The organism is Streptomyces sp. URMC 129 (genome assembly GCF_051386415.1).
Lineage (GTDB): Bacteria > Actinomycetota > Actinomycetes > Streptomycetales > Streptomycetaceae > Streptomyces.
In genome coordinates this window covers 22,308-36,499 of the sequence record NZ_JBPQTQ010000050.1, presented here as the reverse complement: position 1 = coordinate 36,499, position 14,192 = coordinate 22,308, and the positions used below count along the sequence as shown (strand labels likewise).

The following is a 14,192-nucleotide window of genomic DNA, read 5'->3' as shown; positions in this document are numbered from 1 at the left end:
GGGTCAGGGGTGGCGGGCGGCGTTGGTGAGGATGGCTGTGCGGAGGTAGGCCGCCAGGCCGGGGTGGGTGGCGTCGATCGTCGTCGTGAAGCGCTCGTCCGTCACGTAGAGCTCGGCCAGGCCCTTGTGGATCTCGTAGGTGCAGTCGTAGAAGTGGGCGCTGATGTGGCGGCGGTGTTCCTCCGCCAGGTCCATCGCCGCTTCCGACTCCGGGGGCGTGCCCGCGTCCATCAGCGCGGCGAGGCGGGCGTTCAGGTCGTCGGCCTCCCGCTTGATCCGCTGCCAGTCCTCCTTGCGGTAGCGGGCGGCGCGGCGCTGGGACTCGCGGTAGGCCTCGGTGTCGCCCCAGCGGCGCTCCGCCTCCTCCGCGTACTCGTCGGGGTCGAAGTCGCCGAAGACCTCGAACTTCTCCTCGGGGGTGAGGTTGATCCCCATCTTCCGTGCCTCCATGGCTCGTTCGACGGCCGCCGCCATCGCGCGCAGGGTGTCGACGCGGTCCGTCAGCAGCGCGTGGCGGCGGCGCAGGTGCTCCTGGGGATCCGCGCGGGGATCGTCCAGGAGGACGGCGATCTCCTCCAGCGGGAAGCCCAGCTCCCGGTAGAAGAGGATCTGCTGCAACCGGTCCAGGTCCGCGTCGCTGTACTTCCGGTGCCCGGCGTGCGTGCGCTCGCTCGGCACCAGCAGCCCGATCGCGTCGTAGTGGTGCAGGGTGCGCACCGTCACTCCGGCGAAGCCGGCGACCTGGCCGACCGAGTGGCTCACGTCCGTCTCCTTGTCTGTCGGTACGGCTCCACCGTCGGCCCTCACGCCGCGTGAGGTGCAAGTCGTTTTGCTCAGTCGCCCAGTCTCGCGTAGCGCCGCAGCGCGAGCGGGACGGAGACGGCGAGCAGCAGCAGCGGCCAGGCGACGGCCAGGGCCGGGGCGTGGTCGGCGGGCCAGGAGCCCGCCTGCCAGCCGGGGTTGCCGAAGAGTTCGCGGACCGCGCCGGCCGTCGCGGACATCGGGTTCCAGGCGGCGAGGGCGCCCATCCAGTCGGGCATGGTCTCCGGCGAGGTGAAGGCGTTGGAGAGGAACGCCACCGGCCAGACCAGGATCTGCACGGCCTGCACGGACTCGGGGCGGCCGGCGACCAGGGCGAGGTGGATACCGACCCACAGCATGGCCAGGCGCAGCAGGAGCAGCAGGCCGAGCGCGGCGGCGGTCTCGGCGGCGCCGCCGTGCCAGCGCCAGCCGATGGCCAGGCCCGCGCCGACCATGATCAGCAGGCTGATGGTGGAGGAGAGCATGTCGAGCAGGCTGCGGCCGACGAGGATCGCGGAGGGGGCGATGGGCATGGAGCGGAAGCGGTCGAGGATGCCGCGGTTGATGTCCTGGGTCAGCTCCACCATGGTGGCTTCCAGGCCGAAGGCCATGGTGAGCGCGAGCATGCCGGGGACGAGGAACTCGGTGTAGTCGCCGCCGCCCTCGACGGCCATGCCGCCGCCGAGGAGGAAGGCGAACATCACCAGCATCATCACCGGGAAGGCGAGGCCGACCGCGAACTGGCCGGGGCGGCGGGCCCAGTGGGCGAGCCCGCGCCGGGTGAGGGTGACGGCGTCGGACAGGGCGTCGGTGAGGGCATGGGCGGTCATGCGGCGGGCTCCTGTTCGGTGGTCCCGGCGCCGGTGGTCCCGGCGCCGGTGGTCCCGGCGCCGGTCAGGTGGAGGAACGCCTCGTCGAGGGTGGGGCGGCGCAGGGCGATGTCCTCGGCCTCGATCCCTGCGGCGTCCAGGGCGCGGACGGTCTCGGTCAGCGCCGCCATCCGGTCGGTGACGGGGGCGCTGACCAGGCGGCGGTCGGGGTCGGTGGTGGTGCCGGGGGCGCGGGCGGCCATGCCGATGACGGCCGCGGCGGAGGTCAGCCGGGCGGGGTCGCGCACGACGACGTCGACGCGGTCCCCGCCGACCGCGGACTTCAGCTCGTCGGCGGTGCCCTCCGCGATGCGCCGGCCGCGGTCGAGGACGGAGACGCGGTCGGCGAGCTGGTCGGCCTCCTCCAGGTACTGCGTGGTGAGGAGAACGGTGGTGCCGCCGCCGGTGAGGGAGCGGACGGCCTGCCACACCTCGGTCCTGCCGCGCGGGTCGAGCCCGGTGGTGGGCTCGTCCAGGAAGAGGATCTCGGGGTCGGTGATCAGGCCGGCGGCGAGGTCGAGCCTGCGCCGCATGCCGCCGCTGTACTGGCGGACCGGCTTGTGGCCGGTGTCGGCCAGGCCGAACCGGTCGAGCAGCTCCCCGGCCCGGCGTGCGGCGCCGGGGCCGCCGAGGCGGCGGAGGCGGCCGAACAGCTCCAGGTTCTGCCGGCCGCTCAACTCCTCGTCCAGGGCGGCGTGCTGGCCCAGCAGCGCGATGCGGCGCCGCACCCGGTCGGGGTGGGTCGTCACGTCGAAGCCGGCCACCGCGGCCCGGCCGCCGCCGGGGCGCAGCAGGGTGGTGAGGATGCGGACAGCGGTGGTCTTGCCCGCGCCATTGGGGCCGAGGACCGCGTGGACGGTGCCGCGCCGGATGGTGAGATCGAGTCCGTCGAGCGCGGGCCCGGCCGCCTTTCCGCCGCCGCCGCGCCTGCCGTTGCCGAATGTCTTCCTGAGGTCCTCGGCGAGGATCGCCGCTTCCATCCGGTTCCCTTCCGCGCCCCGCTCCAGGGCAGGGGCGCCACATTAGTCAAATTTGATTAGCGGAATGGGAGGGTGAGAGTAGCCTCGATCCCGGAAGTAGTCAAACTTGATGAGTCGGGCCCTGTGCGGCGGTGAGAGACTGCCTCCGGGCGGGAGAAGGGCGAGAGCTGATGTCGGTCATGCGGCTGCTGGTTCTGGGCGCGGTGCGCCAGCACGGACGGGCGCACGGCTACCAGGTGCGCAACGACCTGGAGTTCTGGGGCGCGCACGAGTGGTCGAACGCCAAGCCGGGCTCGATCTACCACGCCCTGAAGCAGATGGCGAAGCAGGGCCTGCTGCTCGCCCACGACACCGCCCGGAGCACCGCCGGGGGCCCGCCGCGCACCGAGTACGAGCTGACCGAGGCGGGCGAGGCGACGTATCTGGAGCTGCTGCGCGAGTCGCTGCGCGCCCACGACCAGCGCATCGACGTGCTGACCAGCGGCGTCGGCTTCATCGTCGACCTGCCGCGCGCCGAGGCGATCGCGCTGCTGAAGGAGCGGGTCGCGGCGCTGGAGGGGTGGCGCGAGGAAGTCCTGAAGCACTGGACGCCGCAGGCGACGCCCGCCGAGTGGGGGCATATCGGCGAGATCATGCGGCTGTGGATCCACAACGCCGAGAGCAGCGCGGAGTGGACGCGCGGCCTGATCGGGCGTCTGGAGGGCGGCGCCTACGTGATGGCGGGCGAGGGCGAGCGGAGCGTGGACGTGCTGCCGGACGGGGTGGAGAACCCGTTCGCCCCGGGCCCGGGCCGGGGCTCCGGTTCCGGCGACGGGGAGACGGGAGCGGAGGACTAGAACGGGAACGCGGTGCGGCCGTGCTGGATCGTGATGGTCTTGGTCGTGGTGAACGCGTCGACCGTGGCCTCACCGTTGAGCCGGCCCATGCCCGAGCACTTCTCGCCGCCGAAGGAGACCAGCGGCTCGTCCGCGACGGTCGAGTCGTTGACGTGGATCATGCCGGTGTCGATCCGCTGGGCCAGCCGCACCCCGCGCTCGGTGTCGGCCGTGTGGACCGCGCCGCTGAGGCCGTAGGGGGTCGCGTTGGCGATGCGGACCGCCTCGTCCTCGCCGTCGAACGGGATGAGAAGCGCGACCGGGCCGAAGATCTCGCGCCGCAGCACCGGGGAGTCCTCGGGGACGCCGGTGAGCACGGTCGGCGGGACCACGTTCCGCACGGTCGGGCCGCCGACGAGCGCGGTGGCGCCGTCGCGGATCGCCTCCTCGATCAGCGCGGTGACGGACTCGGCCTGCCGGGGGCCGATCAGCGGGCCGACCTGCACCTCGGGGTCGGCCGGGTCGCCGGTCCGCAGCGCGCGCACCCTGGCGGTGAACTTCTCGGTGGACGCGGCCAGCACCGAGCGGTCCACCAGGACCCGGTTGGCCGCCATGCACACCTGGCCCTGGTGGATGAAGCGGCTGAAGACGGCGGCCTCCACCGCGTAGTCGAGGTCGGCGTCGTCCAGGACGATCAGCGCGCTGTTGCCGCCCAGTTCCAGCACGCACCGCTTGAACCCGGCGGCGGCGACCGTGGCGACGTGGCGGCCGACCTTGTCGGAGCCGGTGAAGGAGATGACGCGCGGCACCGGGTGCTCGATGAGCGCGTCACCGATCTCGGCGATGTCGGTGATGACGACGTTGAGCAGGCCGGGCGGCAGGTCCGCCTCCTCGAAGATCCGGGCGACGAGTGAACCGCCGGTCACCGGTGCGTCCTGATGAGGCTTCAGGACCACGGCGCTGCCCAGCGCGAGGGCGGGGGCGACGGACTTCATGGCCAGGAACAGCGGGAAGTTGAACGGCGAGATGACGCAGACGGTGCCCACCGGCAGCCGGTAGACGCGGTTCTCCTTGCCGTCGGTCATGGAGGGCGGGATGCGGCCCTCGGTGGCGGTCGCCCAGCGCGTGGACTCCCGCAGCATCTCCTTGACCAGCGCCACCTCGAAGCCCGCCTTGCGGCGGGTGCCGCCGAGCTCGGCCACGATCAGCTCGGTGAACTCGGCCTCGCGCTCCTCGACCACCCGCAGCGCCCGCTCGAACACCCGCCTGCGGACGTAGGGGTTGGTCCGCGCCCAGGTGATCTGGGCGCGCTCGGCGGCCCGGTACGCCTCGTCCACCTCGTCGGCGGTGGCCACGGTGATCGCGGCCAGTTTGTCGCCGTTCCACGGGTTGACGTCGATGATCTCCCAGGACCCGCGCCCCGGGCGCCACGCGCCGGCGATGTACTGGAGGGCGAGGTCCTGGAACGAAGCCGAGGCAGCCATGGACCGTGATTCCAGGGGCGGCAACCGGCTCCTGACTCAGAGAACTTGACGAATCTCCGCGAGCAGTTTCCGGGTCGCCGCCGGGTCGAGGGCCTCCTGGGCGAGCCGGTCGAGCACCTTCTGGTAGGCGGCGACCTCCTCGCGCTTGTCGAGGTAGAGGGCCCCGGTGAGCTGCTCCAGGTAGACCAGGTCGGACAGTTCCTCCTCGGCGAAGCGCAGCAGGGTGAACGCGCCGGACTCCGCGACGTGGCCGCCACCGGCGAACGCGGCGACCTGGAGGGTGATGTTGGGGTGCTCGGAGAACTCCAGCAGCGCCCGGAGCTGACCGTCCATCACCGAGCGCCCGCCGTGGAAGCGGCGCAGCGCGGCCTCGTCCAGGACGCAGTGCAGGTGCGGCGTGTTCTCGGAGACGAGCAGCTTCTGGCGGCCCAGGCGCAGCGCGATCCGCCGGTCCACCTCGGACTTGGGGAGCCGTCCCTGGTGGCCGCTGACCATCACGGCGTGCGCGTAGTCCTCGGTCTGGAGCAACCCGTGGACGAACTGCAGCTCGTAGGTGCCGATCCGCTCGGCGGCGGCCTCCAGGCCGACGTACGTCTGGAACCAGCTCGGCAGCACGTCGCTGTAACTGTGCCACCAGCCCGCCTGGCCCGAGGAACGCGCGAGGCCGAGCAGCGGCTCGCGCTCGGCCTCGTCGGTCACGCCGTAGAGAGTCAGCAGGTCGGCGACGTCCCGCGGTTTGAAACTCACCCGGCCCAGCTCCATCCTGCTGATCTTCGACTCGGAGGCCCGGATCGAGTAGCCGGCCTCCTCACGGGTGACCCCGCACGCCTCGCGGAGCCGGCGGAGCTGGGAGCCGAGGAGGATGCGGCGCACCATCGAGCCGCCGGGAACGGCCCCGTCCCCGGCACCGGAACCGGAACCTCCCGCCATCCGCTGAGTGTTCATACCTTCAACTACCCTCCAGTTCTGCCCTGGGAAGTCTGCCACCTCCGGGCTTCGTTCGGTGTGCGGTTGATTACGGTCGATCAAATTTTTTCGTGCACGTGCATCTGCCCTTGCATTTGCCGAAAGCCTTGGGAAGCATGAGTTCCAACGCGCCGTGTCACCGGCGTGGCAGTACGACCCCGTCACCATCACGTGGGCGATGGCGGGGTACGGGGGTTGCCCATGACGTCAGCCGCCGAGGACGACAGTGCCGCCGCAATGCCAGGAGTGTGCCGCGCCATGGGGACCAACGGAACGCCCATGCTCGACGTGTTAGGGCGACAATTCCTGCCAGCCGATCTGCGCACCCTCTCCAGTACCGCGACCCTCGGCCTCCCTCCCCGGCCCGAATCCGTGCGCCAGGCACGGGACTTCACTCGCAGCACGCTGCACGGGTGGCGGCTGGCCGAGCTGTTCGACGGGGTCGCGCTGGTGGTGTCCGAGCTGGTGACCAACGCGCTGCGGCATGGGGTGCGGCCCCGGGCCGCCGACTTCGAGCCCGCCGCGCCGCCCGCCGTCGAGCTGGAACTCATGCGCTGCGCGCGGCGGTTGATCTGCGCGGTGCAGGACCCGAGCGAGGCGTCGCCGCGGATGGGCAGCATGGACGGCGCGGCGGAGTCCGGGCGCGGGCTGCACCTGGTGGAGTGCTTCAGCGACGGCTGGGGCTGGCGCCCGCTGACGGGCGGCCGGCGCGGCAAGGTGGTCTGGGCGGTCTTCCGGACCACCTGACATCCGACGACCTGACGGCCCGGGGCACCCGACGCCACGCCCCGGGCGGGCCCTAGCCGATCAGGTGGTCGAACTCGCCGTCCTTCGCGCCGCGCAGCAGGGCCTCCATCTCGGCCGGTGTGTACACCAGCGCGGGCCCGTCGGGGAAGCGGGAGTTGCGCATGGCGACGTCCCCGCTGGGCAGCTTGGCGAACTCGGCGCACGTGCCCTGCGAGTTGCTGTAGCTGCTCTTGAGCCACAGGACATCCCGGATCAGGTGTGCGGCGATGCCGTTGTACGCGTCGGGCACTGGTGTCTCCCGGTCGTGCGAGTGGCGCAACAGGGGTCCTCGAAAGCGGCCATGGGACCCGGCTGCCCGCGATCATAACGGTGTTCCGGTGCATATGCACCGGACAATGCACGTGCACGACGCGGAGTCGCCGCCTCGTCACGCGTGGTCCGGGCCACTCCTGAGACGGCACCTGCCCGGCGCCGGTTCCCCGATGCGCGGGAATCGACGCAAGCGGATGCCCGGGGGCCTGGCGGGAACGGCCCCCGGGCGGCGGGGAGTCGGATCCGGCCGACCGGCCGGACGGTGGTCAGGAGACGGGATCCAGCAGGTCGTCGAACGCGGACCCCAGCCGGCGCCAGGCGTCGCGCCCGGCGGCGTACTCCTCGTCGGTCAGCAGGCACGACGCCAGCACCGCGCGCAGCCCGTCCGTGTCCAGGCCGGGGGACGTGAAGACCAGGTGCTGCACACGGTCGCCGAACTCCGGGTCCCAGTCGAGGGCGGCGGCGGCCCGGCGGGTGGCCGGGGCCAGCTCCCAGGCGGCGTCCGGCAGCGAGGCCAGCCAGGGCCCGGCGTTCTCCACGCACAGCGCGCCGCCCGCCGCGTCCCACGTCAGCAGCGCGTCCGGCCGGTCGGCCAGCCAGAAGCGGCCCCGGCTGCGCGGCGCCGCGCAGGTCAGCTCCTCCAGCGCGGCGTACAGCCGCTCCGGGTGGAACGGCCGCCGGTGCCGCCAGACGAGGGTGCCGACGCCGCCGTGGTCGGCCTCCTGCGGCAGCAGCGCGGTGGCCGGGTTCTGCCGGGCCGCCGCGGCCTCGACGTCGAACCCGGCGGTGGCCAGCCGCGCGAACTCCTGGTCCGCCGCACGGACCTGGCGCGCGGTCGGGTGCAGCTGCGCGAGCAGCGCGTGGTCCGTCTCGTCCGCCGGTTCCGGGCCCTCGACCAGGGCCAGCAGCGGCGCGTACTCGAGCTGCCGGGCCCAGGTGTCGGCCACGGTCCGCATGTCGCTCGCGGCGGCGGCGAGCCCGGCCTCGGTCAGGTCGTCGCCGCACGCCAGGTACGGCAGCACCAGCGCCGGGTCCACGGCGGTCACCACACCGGACAGCCGGAGCCGGCCCGCGCCGTGCTCGGCGATCACCTCGGCCATGGATTTGGGCTCCACCGAGTCCCACAGCTCCACCACGGCCAGCCGGCACGTCCCCTCGTCGGCCAGCCGGATCAGCTCGGGCACCAGGTCGGCCCGGAGCGCGCAGCAGGCGCAGTCGTTGACGAGCGGGGTCTCCCCGCTGCCGAGCAGGCCCCCGGCGTCGCGCACGGTCCTGGTGACCGTGGACCGGGTCGCCCCGGACAGGTCGTGGTGGAGGGCGAGGCTGCCGGGCACGGTCCGCAGCAGCCGCGTGACGGCCACGCGGCGGGCGTCCCCGTGCAGCCCGCCGACGAGGACGACGGGGAGCGCGGCGGACGGGTCGCGGGGGGTGGGTGACGGCTCCATCAACGGTCCTCGGGCTTCTCGCGCTTCTCGGCGTCCCCGGACCCCTCGCGCCCGCCGCCGCCCCGGCCGTAGCGGCGCTGGAACCGCTCCACGCGGCCGGCGGTGTCCAGGACGCGCGCGGTGCCGGTGTAGAAGGGGTGGCTGGCCGAGGAGGTCTCGACGTCGATGACCGGGTAGGTGTTGCCGTCCTCCCACTCGACGGTCTTCTCGCTGGTCGCGGTGGACCGGGTCAGGAACGCGAAGCCGGCGGCGCGGTCGCGGAAGACGACCGGCCGGTACTCCGGGTGGATGCCTTCCTTCATGGCGGTGCTCCTCTCGTGCTCGGCCCGGCGCGCTAGCGCTCTTCGCGGAAGACGACGTGCCGACGGGCGACGGGGTCGTACTTCCGCAGGGCGAGGCGGTCGGGATCGTTCCTGCGGTTCTTGCGGGTCACGTACGTGTACCCGGTGCCTGCCGTGGATCTCAGCTTCACCACCGGGCGGATCTCGTCTCTGGCCATGCCGCTACCATACAACAGAAACGAGAACCATTTTCATTAAGGGAAGGATCACACCGTGTCCGCCCACTGCCAGCTCACCGGCCGCCGGCCGCGCTTCGGCAACTCCATCTCGCACTCCCACGTGCGGACCTCGCGCCGCTTCGACCCCAACGTCCAGCACAAGCGCTACTGGCTCCCCAGCGAGGGCCGGTACGTCCGGCTCACGCTCAGCGCGAAGGGGATCAAGACGATCGACGCCATCGGGATCGAGCGGGCCGTCGCCCGCATCCGGGCACGGGGGGAGCGGGTCTGATGGCCAAGAAGAGCAAGATCGCGAAGAACGAACAGCGCAAGGAGATCGTCGCCCGGTACGCCGCGCGCCGGGCCGAGCTGAAGGAGCTGATCCGCGACCCCGGCACGCCCGAGGCCGAACGGGAGGCCGCGCAGCGTGAGTTGCGCCGCCAGCCACGGGACGCCAGCGCGACCAGGGTCCGCAACCGGGACAGCGTCGACGGCCGCCCGCGCGGGCACCTGCGGGCGTTCGGGCTCTCCCGGGTCAACGTCAGGAGCCAGGCGCACGCCGGATTCCTGCCGGGGGTGCGCAAGTCGAGCTGGTGACCCCCGGCCCCTTCCCCGTGCCGGGCCCCGCGAGCGGGCATCACCCTCGCGAGAAGCGCGACGCGCCGATCCGTGGTGCACTGGTGCATTGTGGACAAAAGGGGCTATTGGGGTGATTGAGGTGGCTGGAAGCATACGGACCCGCGCGGCGGTCCTGGCGCTCGGCGCGCTGCTGGCGGTGGCCGGCTGCGGGGGCGACGGCGACAACGGGAACCAGGACGGCGATCCGACCGAGTCCGGGGACGTGTCGCCGTTCACCGGCGAGGAGACGGAGAGCGGCCCGGTGGTCGCGGTCAAGATCGACAACTCGCCCGAGGCGAGGCCGCACACCGGGCTCGACCAGGCGGACATCGTCTACGTCGAGCAGGTGGAGGCGGGCCTGAGCAGGCTCATCGCCGTGTACTCCAGCCACCTCCCCGACCTCGTCGGGCCGGTGCGCAGCGCCCGCGAGTCGGACCTGGAGCTGCTGCGGCAGTTCGGGGAGCCGGCCCTGGCGTACTCGGGCGTGCAGACCGCGCTCAAGCCGCTGATCGCGGAGGCGCCGCTCTTCGCGGAGTCGCCGGACCAGGTGCCGGAGGCCTACGAGCGCGACGACGGGCGCGAGGCCCCGTACAACCTCTACGTCCATCCGGAGCGGATCCTCGAGGCCGCGCCCGACGCGAGCGAGGCGTCCGACATCGGCTTCCGCTTCGGGGACGCGCCCGCCGGGGGCGAGCCGACCGAGAAGTACGACGTCAGCTTCCCCAGCGCCGGGTTCTCCTTCACCTGGTCCGCGTCCGACAAGCGGTGGCAGGTCGCCATGGACGGCACGGACGCCGGCGTGGGCGCGGCCACGGTCGTCGTGCAGGAGGTGACGATCCGGCAGTCCGAGTACCACGACTTCCTGGGCAGCTTCACCCCGTACACCGAGACGGTCGGCTCCGGCGACGCCACGGTGCTGCGGGACGGGCAGGCGTTCGCGGCGGAGTGGGAGCGGACCGACGAGGACGAGGGGACCGAGTTCACCACGCCGGACGGGGAGCCGATGCGGTTCGCCGAAGGGCCGGTCTGGGTGGTGTTCGCCGAGAAGAGCGACTGAGCGCGCGGTACCGCCGGGGCCGGGCGGCCCCGGCCACGTCCGGGAGTCGGCGAGCAGGCGCGAGGCCGGCCTTGTCCGGGCTGCCGGTGCCGAACGGGGGCCGCGGGTCGTACGCGACGGCGAGCCGGAGGGCTGGGCCACGGTGTCGCCGGACATCAGGGAGGCCAGGTGCCGACACCCCGGCGGCGGTGACGGTCTGCCGGGCGCGGACGTTCCGCTCGGGAAGGCAGCGGGCCGCCGCACTCGGTCTCCGGGTGGTCCTCAGCGCCCCGTAGGTGGGGGCGTCCGGGCCGCGCGGCACCGGGTGTGCCGGTGCACGCGCCGGGTCCGCGAGGGACGTGACGGTTCCGCGCTCCCCCGCGGGAACGCCCGGCGAGCGTCCCGGCGGAGCGGAAACGGCGGCGCCGGGCGGGCGGCCCCGGTGCGGTCCATGGGGCGACTCCGTCACGGCGGGCCGGCCGCCCCTGCGCGCCCCTTGACTTAAAGTATTGTTGAGCTTCTACGCTCCTTCCATGAGCATGGAAATGACCGCCTGGCACGCCCTCTACAACGCCCGCCACGCGAAGGACGACCAACGGCCCTTCACCCGCGCGACGCTCCGCCGCATCGCCCGTTTCGCCCGGCCGCACCGGCCCGCGCTCGTCACGTTCCTGCTGCTCAGCGTCGCCACCGCCCTGCTCGCCGTGGCCACGCCGGTCCTCGCGGGCCGGGTCGTGAACGCGATCGCCGGCCAGGGCACCGAGCGGGAGGTCGTCACCCTCGCGCTGCTGATCGCCGCCATCGCCCTCGCCGAGGCCGCGATCGGGCTGCTCGCCCGCTGGCTGTCGGCGCGCATCGGGGAGGGGCTGATCTTCGACCTGCGGACCACCGTCTACGACCACGTGCAGCGGATGCCGGTCGCGTTCTTCACCAGAACCAGGACGGGCGCCCTGGTCAGCCGCCTCAACTCGGACGTGATCGGCGCCCAGCGCGCGTTCTCCGGCACCCTGTCCGGCGTCCTGAGCAACGTGGTGATGCTGCTGCTGACACTGGGCGTGATGCTCGGCATCAGCTGGCAGATCACGCTGCTGGCGCTGGTCCTGCTGCCGGTCTTCGTGCTGCCCGCCCGCCACATGGGTGCCCGGCTGGCCCGGCTCTCCCGGGAGGCGGCCGACCACAACGCGGTGATGTCCACCCAGATGACCGAGCGGTTCTCCGCGCCGGGCGCCACGCTGGTCAAGCTGTACGGGCGGCCGGAGGAGGAGTCGGCCGAGTTCGCGCGGCGGGCCGGGCGGGTGCGGGACATCGGCGTGCGCACCGCCATGCTCCAGATGGTCTTCGTCACCGCGCTCACCCTGGTCTCCGCGCTCGCCCTCGCCCTGGTCTACGGCCTCGGCGGCTTCTACGCGCTGCGCGGCAGCCTCGACTCCGGCGCCGTCGTCGCCCTGGCCATGCTGCTCACCCGCCTGTACGCCCCGCTCACCGCGCTCGCCAGCGCCCGCGTCGAGGTGATGAGCGCGCTGGTCAGCTTCCAGCGGGTGTTCGAGGTGCTGGACCTCAAGCCGCTGATCGAGGAGCGCCCGGACGCCCGCCCGGTGCCCGAGGGCCCGGTGGCGGTCGAGTTCGACCGGGTGGACTTCGCCTACCCGGCCGCCGACCGGGTCTCGCTGGCCTCCCTGGAGGAGGTCGCCACGCTGGACACCCGCGGCGGCGAACAGGTCCTGCACGGCGTCTCGTTCCGCGCCGAGCCGGGGCAGCTCGTGGCGCTGGTCGGCTCCTCGGGCGCCGGGAAGTCGACCATCGCCCAGCTGGTGCCGCGCCTGTACGACGCCGACGCGGGCACCGTGCGGGTGGGCGGGGTGGACGTGCGGGAGCTGACGGCCGAGTCGCTGCGCCGGACGCTGGGCATGGTCACCCAGGACGGCCACCTCTTCCACGACACGATCCGCGCCAACCTGCTGCTGGCCCGGCCGGAGGCGGACGAGGACGAGCTGTGGGACGTGCTGCGCCGGGCCCGCCTCGACGCGCTGGTGGCCGGGCTGCCGGACGGTCTGGACACGGTCGTCGGCGAGCGCGGCTACCGCCTGTCGGGCGGCGAGCGGCAGCGGCTGACGATCGCCCGGCTGCTGCTGGCCCACCCCCGGGTGGTGATCCTCGACGAGGCGACCGCGCACCTGGACGCCACCTCGGAGGCGGCGGTGCAGGAGGCGCTGGCCGAGGCCCTGGCCGGGCGGACGTCGGTGGTCATCGCGCACCGGCTGTCCACCGTGCGGGCGGCCGACCAGATCCTGGTGGTCGAGGCCGGGCGGATCGTCGAACGCGGCACGCACGAGGAGCTGTTGGCGGCCGGCGGGCGGTACGAGGAGCTGTACCGGACCCAGTTCGAGACGGCGGCGGGAACCGCCGCGCGGGCCACCCCGGCGCCGGTCGGGCCGGGTGCCTGACCGCCCCCGCCCGGAGGAGCTGACGTCCCGTCGGGTGACGCCGCGTCGGACGCTCCCCCGGTCGGCGCACTCCGGCGGGCGCCCCGGCTCGCAGGCACACAACATGATCAGTATGACCCTCAGCCTTGATCATCTTCGTCGCTGCACCGTCGCCGTGGACCTCGGTGCCGCCCGAACCCGCGTCTATGTCAAGCAGCACGGCCTGATCGTCGACGAGCCGTCCGTCGTGGCCGTGAACATCTCGACCGGCGCCCTGATCGCCTGCGGCGCCCCGGCGGAGCGGATGGCCGGCCGCACGCCCGCCAACATCCGCGTCATCCGGCCCATCAACGGCGGCACCGTCGTCGACATCGAGATGGCCCAGCGCATGCTGCGTGCCATGGTCGGCACGAAGCTGCGCCGCATGTGGCGCTTCAAGCCGCTGCTGCGCGCCGCCGTGTGCATCCCCCACGACGCCGACCCGCTGGCCCGCCGCGCCTCGCTGGAGACCCTGGTCGGGCTCGGCGCCCGCCGCGTCGAGCTGGTCGACAGCGTGATCACCGCGGGCATCGGCTCCGGCCTGCCGGTGGACGAGCCGGAGGCCACCCTGATCGTGCAGGTCGGCGCCGCGACCACGCAGGTCGCGGTGCTGTCGCTCGGTGAGATCGTCGCCGCCGACAAGGTGCAGATGGGCGGCGAGACGTTCGACCGCGCCCTCGTCCAGCACCTGCGCAACCACCACGAGCTGGTGCTGCCCAGCCAGGCCGTCCGCCCGCTGCACGCGGCGCTGGCCGGCGACCTGCCCGAGGTCACCGAGGTCAACGGCCGGGACGTGGCCACCGGCCTCGCCCGCACCGTGAAGGTGGACCCGGAGAGCCTGCGGGCCGCCGTGCTGCCGCCGTTCACCGCGCTGCTCGACGCGATCCGCGGCGTGCTGCACCGCTGCCCGCCCGACCTGGTCGCGGACCTCGCCGACCGGGGCGTGATGCTCACCGGTGGCGCCGCGGAGCTGCCCGGGCTGGTGGCGACCATCCGCGACAACACCGGGATGCCGGTGACCATCGCGGACCAGCCGGGCCTGTGCGCCGTGCAGGGGCTGGGCGCGATGCTGGAAGGCAGGGTCCGGCCGCCGGCCCGGACGACCGGGCGGCCCTCGGGCCGGGAGAAGGCGTCGGGCCGGGGATCCGGCCGGGCGCC

General features: G+C 73.2%; 15 protein-coding genes and 1 pseudogene. 7 read left to right on the top strand and 9 right to left on the bottom strand.

The features are described 5' to 3' along the window. Positions 1-3 precede the first annotated feature (3 nt). The 3 genes from ACSNOC_RS12930 to ACSNOC_RS12920 all read right to left on the bottom strand — a co-directional run bounded on the left by ACSNOC_RS12930 (position 4) and on the right by ACSNOC_RS12920 (position 2,650). Positions 4-762 carry a MerR family transcriptional regulator gene (locus ACSNOC_RS12930; RefSeq protein ID WP_436747520.1) on the bottom strand — a complete coding sequence of 253 codons (759 nt, stop codon included), beginning with the start codon at positions 760-762 and terminating at the stop codon, positions 4-6. Between the two features lie 71 nt (positions 763-833). Further along, positions 834-1,631, bottom strand: coding sequence for an ABC transporter permease (locus tag ACSNOC_RS12925; protein ID WP_436747519.1), 798 nt, complete (start codon positions 1,629-1,631; stop codon positions 834-836). Next, positions 1,628-2,650: an ATP-binding cassette domain-containing protein gene (locus tag ACSNOC_RS12920; RefSeq protein WP_436747518.1), complete on the bottom strand. Its 1,023-nt coding sequence runs from the start codon at positions 2,648-2,650 to the stop codon at positions 1,628-1,630. The genes ACSNOC_RS12925 and ACSNOC_RS12920 overlap by 4 nt, the downstream gene beginning before the upstream one ends. Positions 2,651-2,820: 170 nt before the next feature. Between ACSNOC_RS12920 and ACSNOC_RS12915 the strand changes: the two genes are divergently transcribed. Further along, a complete protein-coding gene (locus ACSNOC_RS12915) occupies positions 2,821-3,486 on the top strand; it encodes a PadR family transcriptional regulator (protein ID WP_436747517.1) in 666 nt (221 codons plus the stop codon). Here the strand turns inward: ACSNOC_RS12915 and ACSNOC_RS12910 are convergent. Further along, positions 3,483-4,949, bottom strand: a complete 1,467-nt coding sequence (locus ACSNOC_RS12910; RefSeq protein WP_436747516.1) for an aldehyde dehydrogenase family protein — start codon at positions 4,947-4,949, stop codon at positions 3,483-3,485. The genes ACSNOC_RS12915 and ACSNOC_RS12910 overlap by 4 nt on opposite strands. Before the next feature lie 36 nt (positions 4,950-4,985). Beyond that, entirely contained in the window at positions 4,986-5,879 is an 894-nt protein-coding gene (locus ACSNOC_RS12905) for a helix-turn-helix domain-containing protein (RefSeq protein ID WP_436747515.1), read from the bottom strand. Positions 5,880-6,173: 294 nt separating this feature from the next. Between ACSNOC_RS12905 and ACSNOC_RS12900 the strand changes: the two genes are divergently transcribed. Then, positions 6,174-6,662: an ATP-binding protein gene (locus ACSNOC_RS12900; RefSeq protein ID WP_436747514.1), complete on the top strand. Its 489-nt coding sequence runs from the start codon at positions 6,174-6,176 to the stop codon at positions 6,660-6,662. 52 nt (positions 6,663-6,714) lie between these two features. Here ACSNOC_RS12900 and ACSNOC_RS12895 read toward each other — a convergent pair whose 3' ends face one another. The 4 genes from ACSNOC_RS12895 to rpmG all read right to left on the bottom strand — a co-directional run bounded on the left by ACSNOC_RS12895 (position 6,715) and on the right by rpmG (position 8,918). Next, entirely contained in the window at positions 6,715-6,951 is a 237-nt protein-coding gene (locus tag ACSNOC_RS12895) for a DUF397 domain-containing protein (RefSeq protein ID WP_436747521.1), read from the bottom strand. Positions 6,952-7,240: 289 nt separating this feature from the next. Further along, positions 7,241-8,419, bottom strand: coding sequence for a CobW family GTP-binding protein (locus tag ACSNOC_RS12890; protein WP_436747513.1), 1,179 nt, complete (start codon positions 8,417-8,419; stop codon positions 7,241-7,243). Then, entirely contained in the window at positions 8,419-8,721 is a 303-nt protein-coding gene (locus tag ACSNOC_RS12885) for a type B 50S ribosomal protein L31 (RefSeq protein ID WP_436747512.1), read from the bottom strand. The genes ACSNOC_RS12890 and ACSNOC_RS12885 overlap by 1 nt, the downstream gene beginning before the upstream one ends. A 32-nt stretch (positions 8,722-8,753) precedes the next feature. Further along, the gene (gene rpmG, locus ACSNOC_RS12880) at positions 8,754-8,918 is read right to left on the bottom strand and encodes a 50S ribosomal protein L33 (RefSeq protein ID WP_436747511.1); all 165 of its coding nucleotides are present in this window, start codon (positions 8,916-8,918) and stop codon (positions 8,754-8,756) included. Between the two features lie 55 nt (positions 8,919-8,973). Here rpmG and rpmB point away from each other — a divergent pair, with 55 nt between their 5' ends. From rpmB to ACSNOC_RS12855, 5 genes and pseudogenes are all read left to right on the top strand, one after another. Next, positions 8,974-9,210: a 50S ribosomal protein L28 gene (gene rpmB, locus ACSNOC_RS12875; RefSeq protein WP_436747510.1), complete on the top strand. Its 237-nt coding sequence runs from the start codon at positions 8,974-8,976 to the stop codon at positions 9,208-9,210. Continuing rightward, positions 9,210-9,515 carry a 30S ribosomal protein S14 gene (rpsN, locus tag ACSNOC_RS12870; RefSeq protein ID WP_436747509.1) on the top strand — a complete coding sequence of 102 codons (306 nt, stop codon included), beginning with the start codon at positions 9,210-9,212 and terminating at the stop codon, positions 9,513-9,515. Before rpmB ends, rpsN begins: the two co-directional genes overlap by 1 nt. A gap of 121 nt (positions 9,516-9,636) precedes the next feature. Beyond that, complete coding sequence (locus ACSNOC_RS12865; RefSeq protein ID WP_436747508.1) at positions 9,637-10,593, top strand: DUF3048 domain-containing protein; 957 nt, start codon at positions 9,637-9,639, stop codon at positions 10,591-10,593. A 512-nt stretch (positions 10,594-11,105) separates the two neighbouring features. Next, positions 11,106-13,016 (top strand): ABC transporter ATP-binding protein, encoded by a 1,911-nt coding sequence (locus ACSNOC_RS12860; protein ID WP_436747507.1) that lies wholly within the window; start codon positions 11,106-11,108, stop codon positions 13,014-13,016. A gap of 112 nt (positions 13,017-13,128) precedes the next feature. After that, positions 13,129-14,124, top strand: a pseudogene (locus ACSNOC_RS12855) (rod shape-determining protein); the annotation flags it as partial. Between the last annotated feature and the right edge of the window lie 68 nt (positions 14,125-14,192).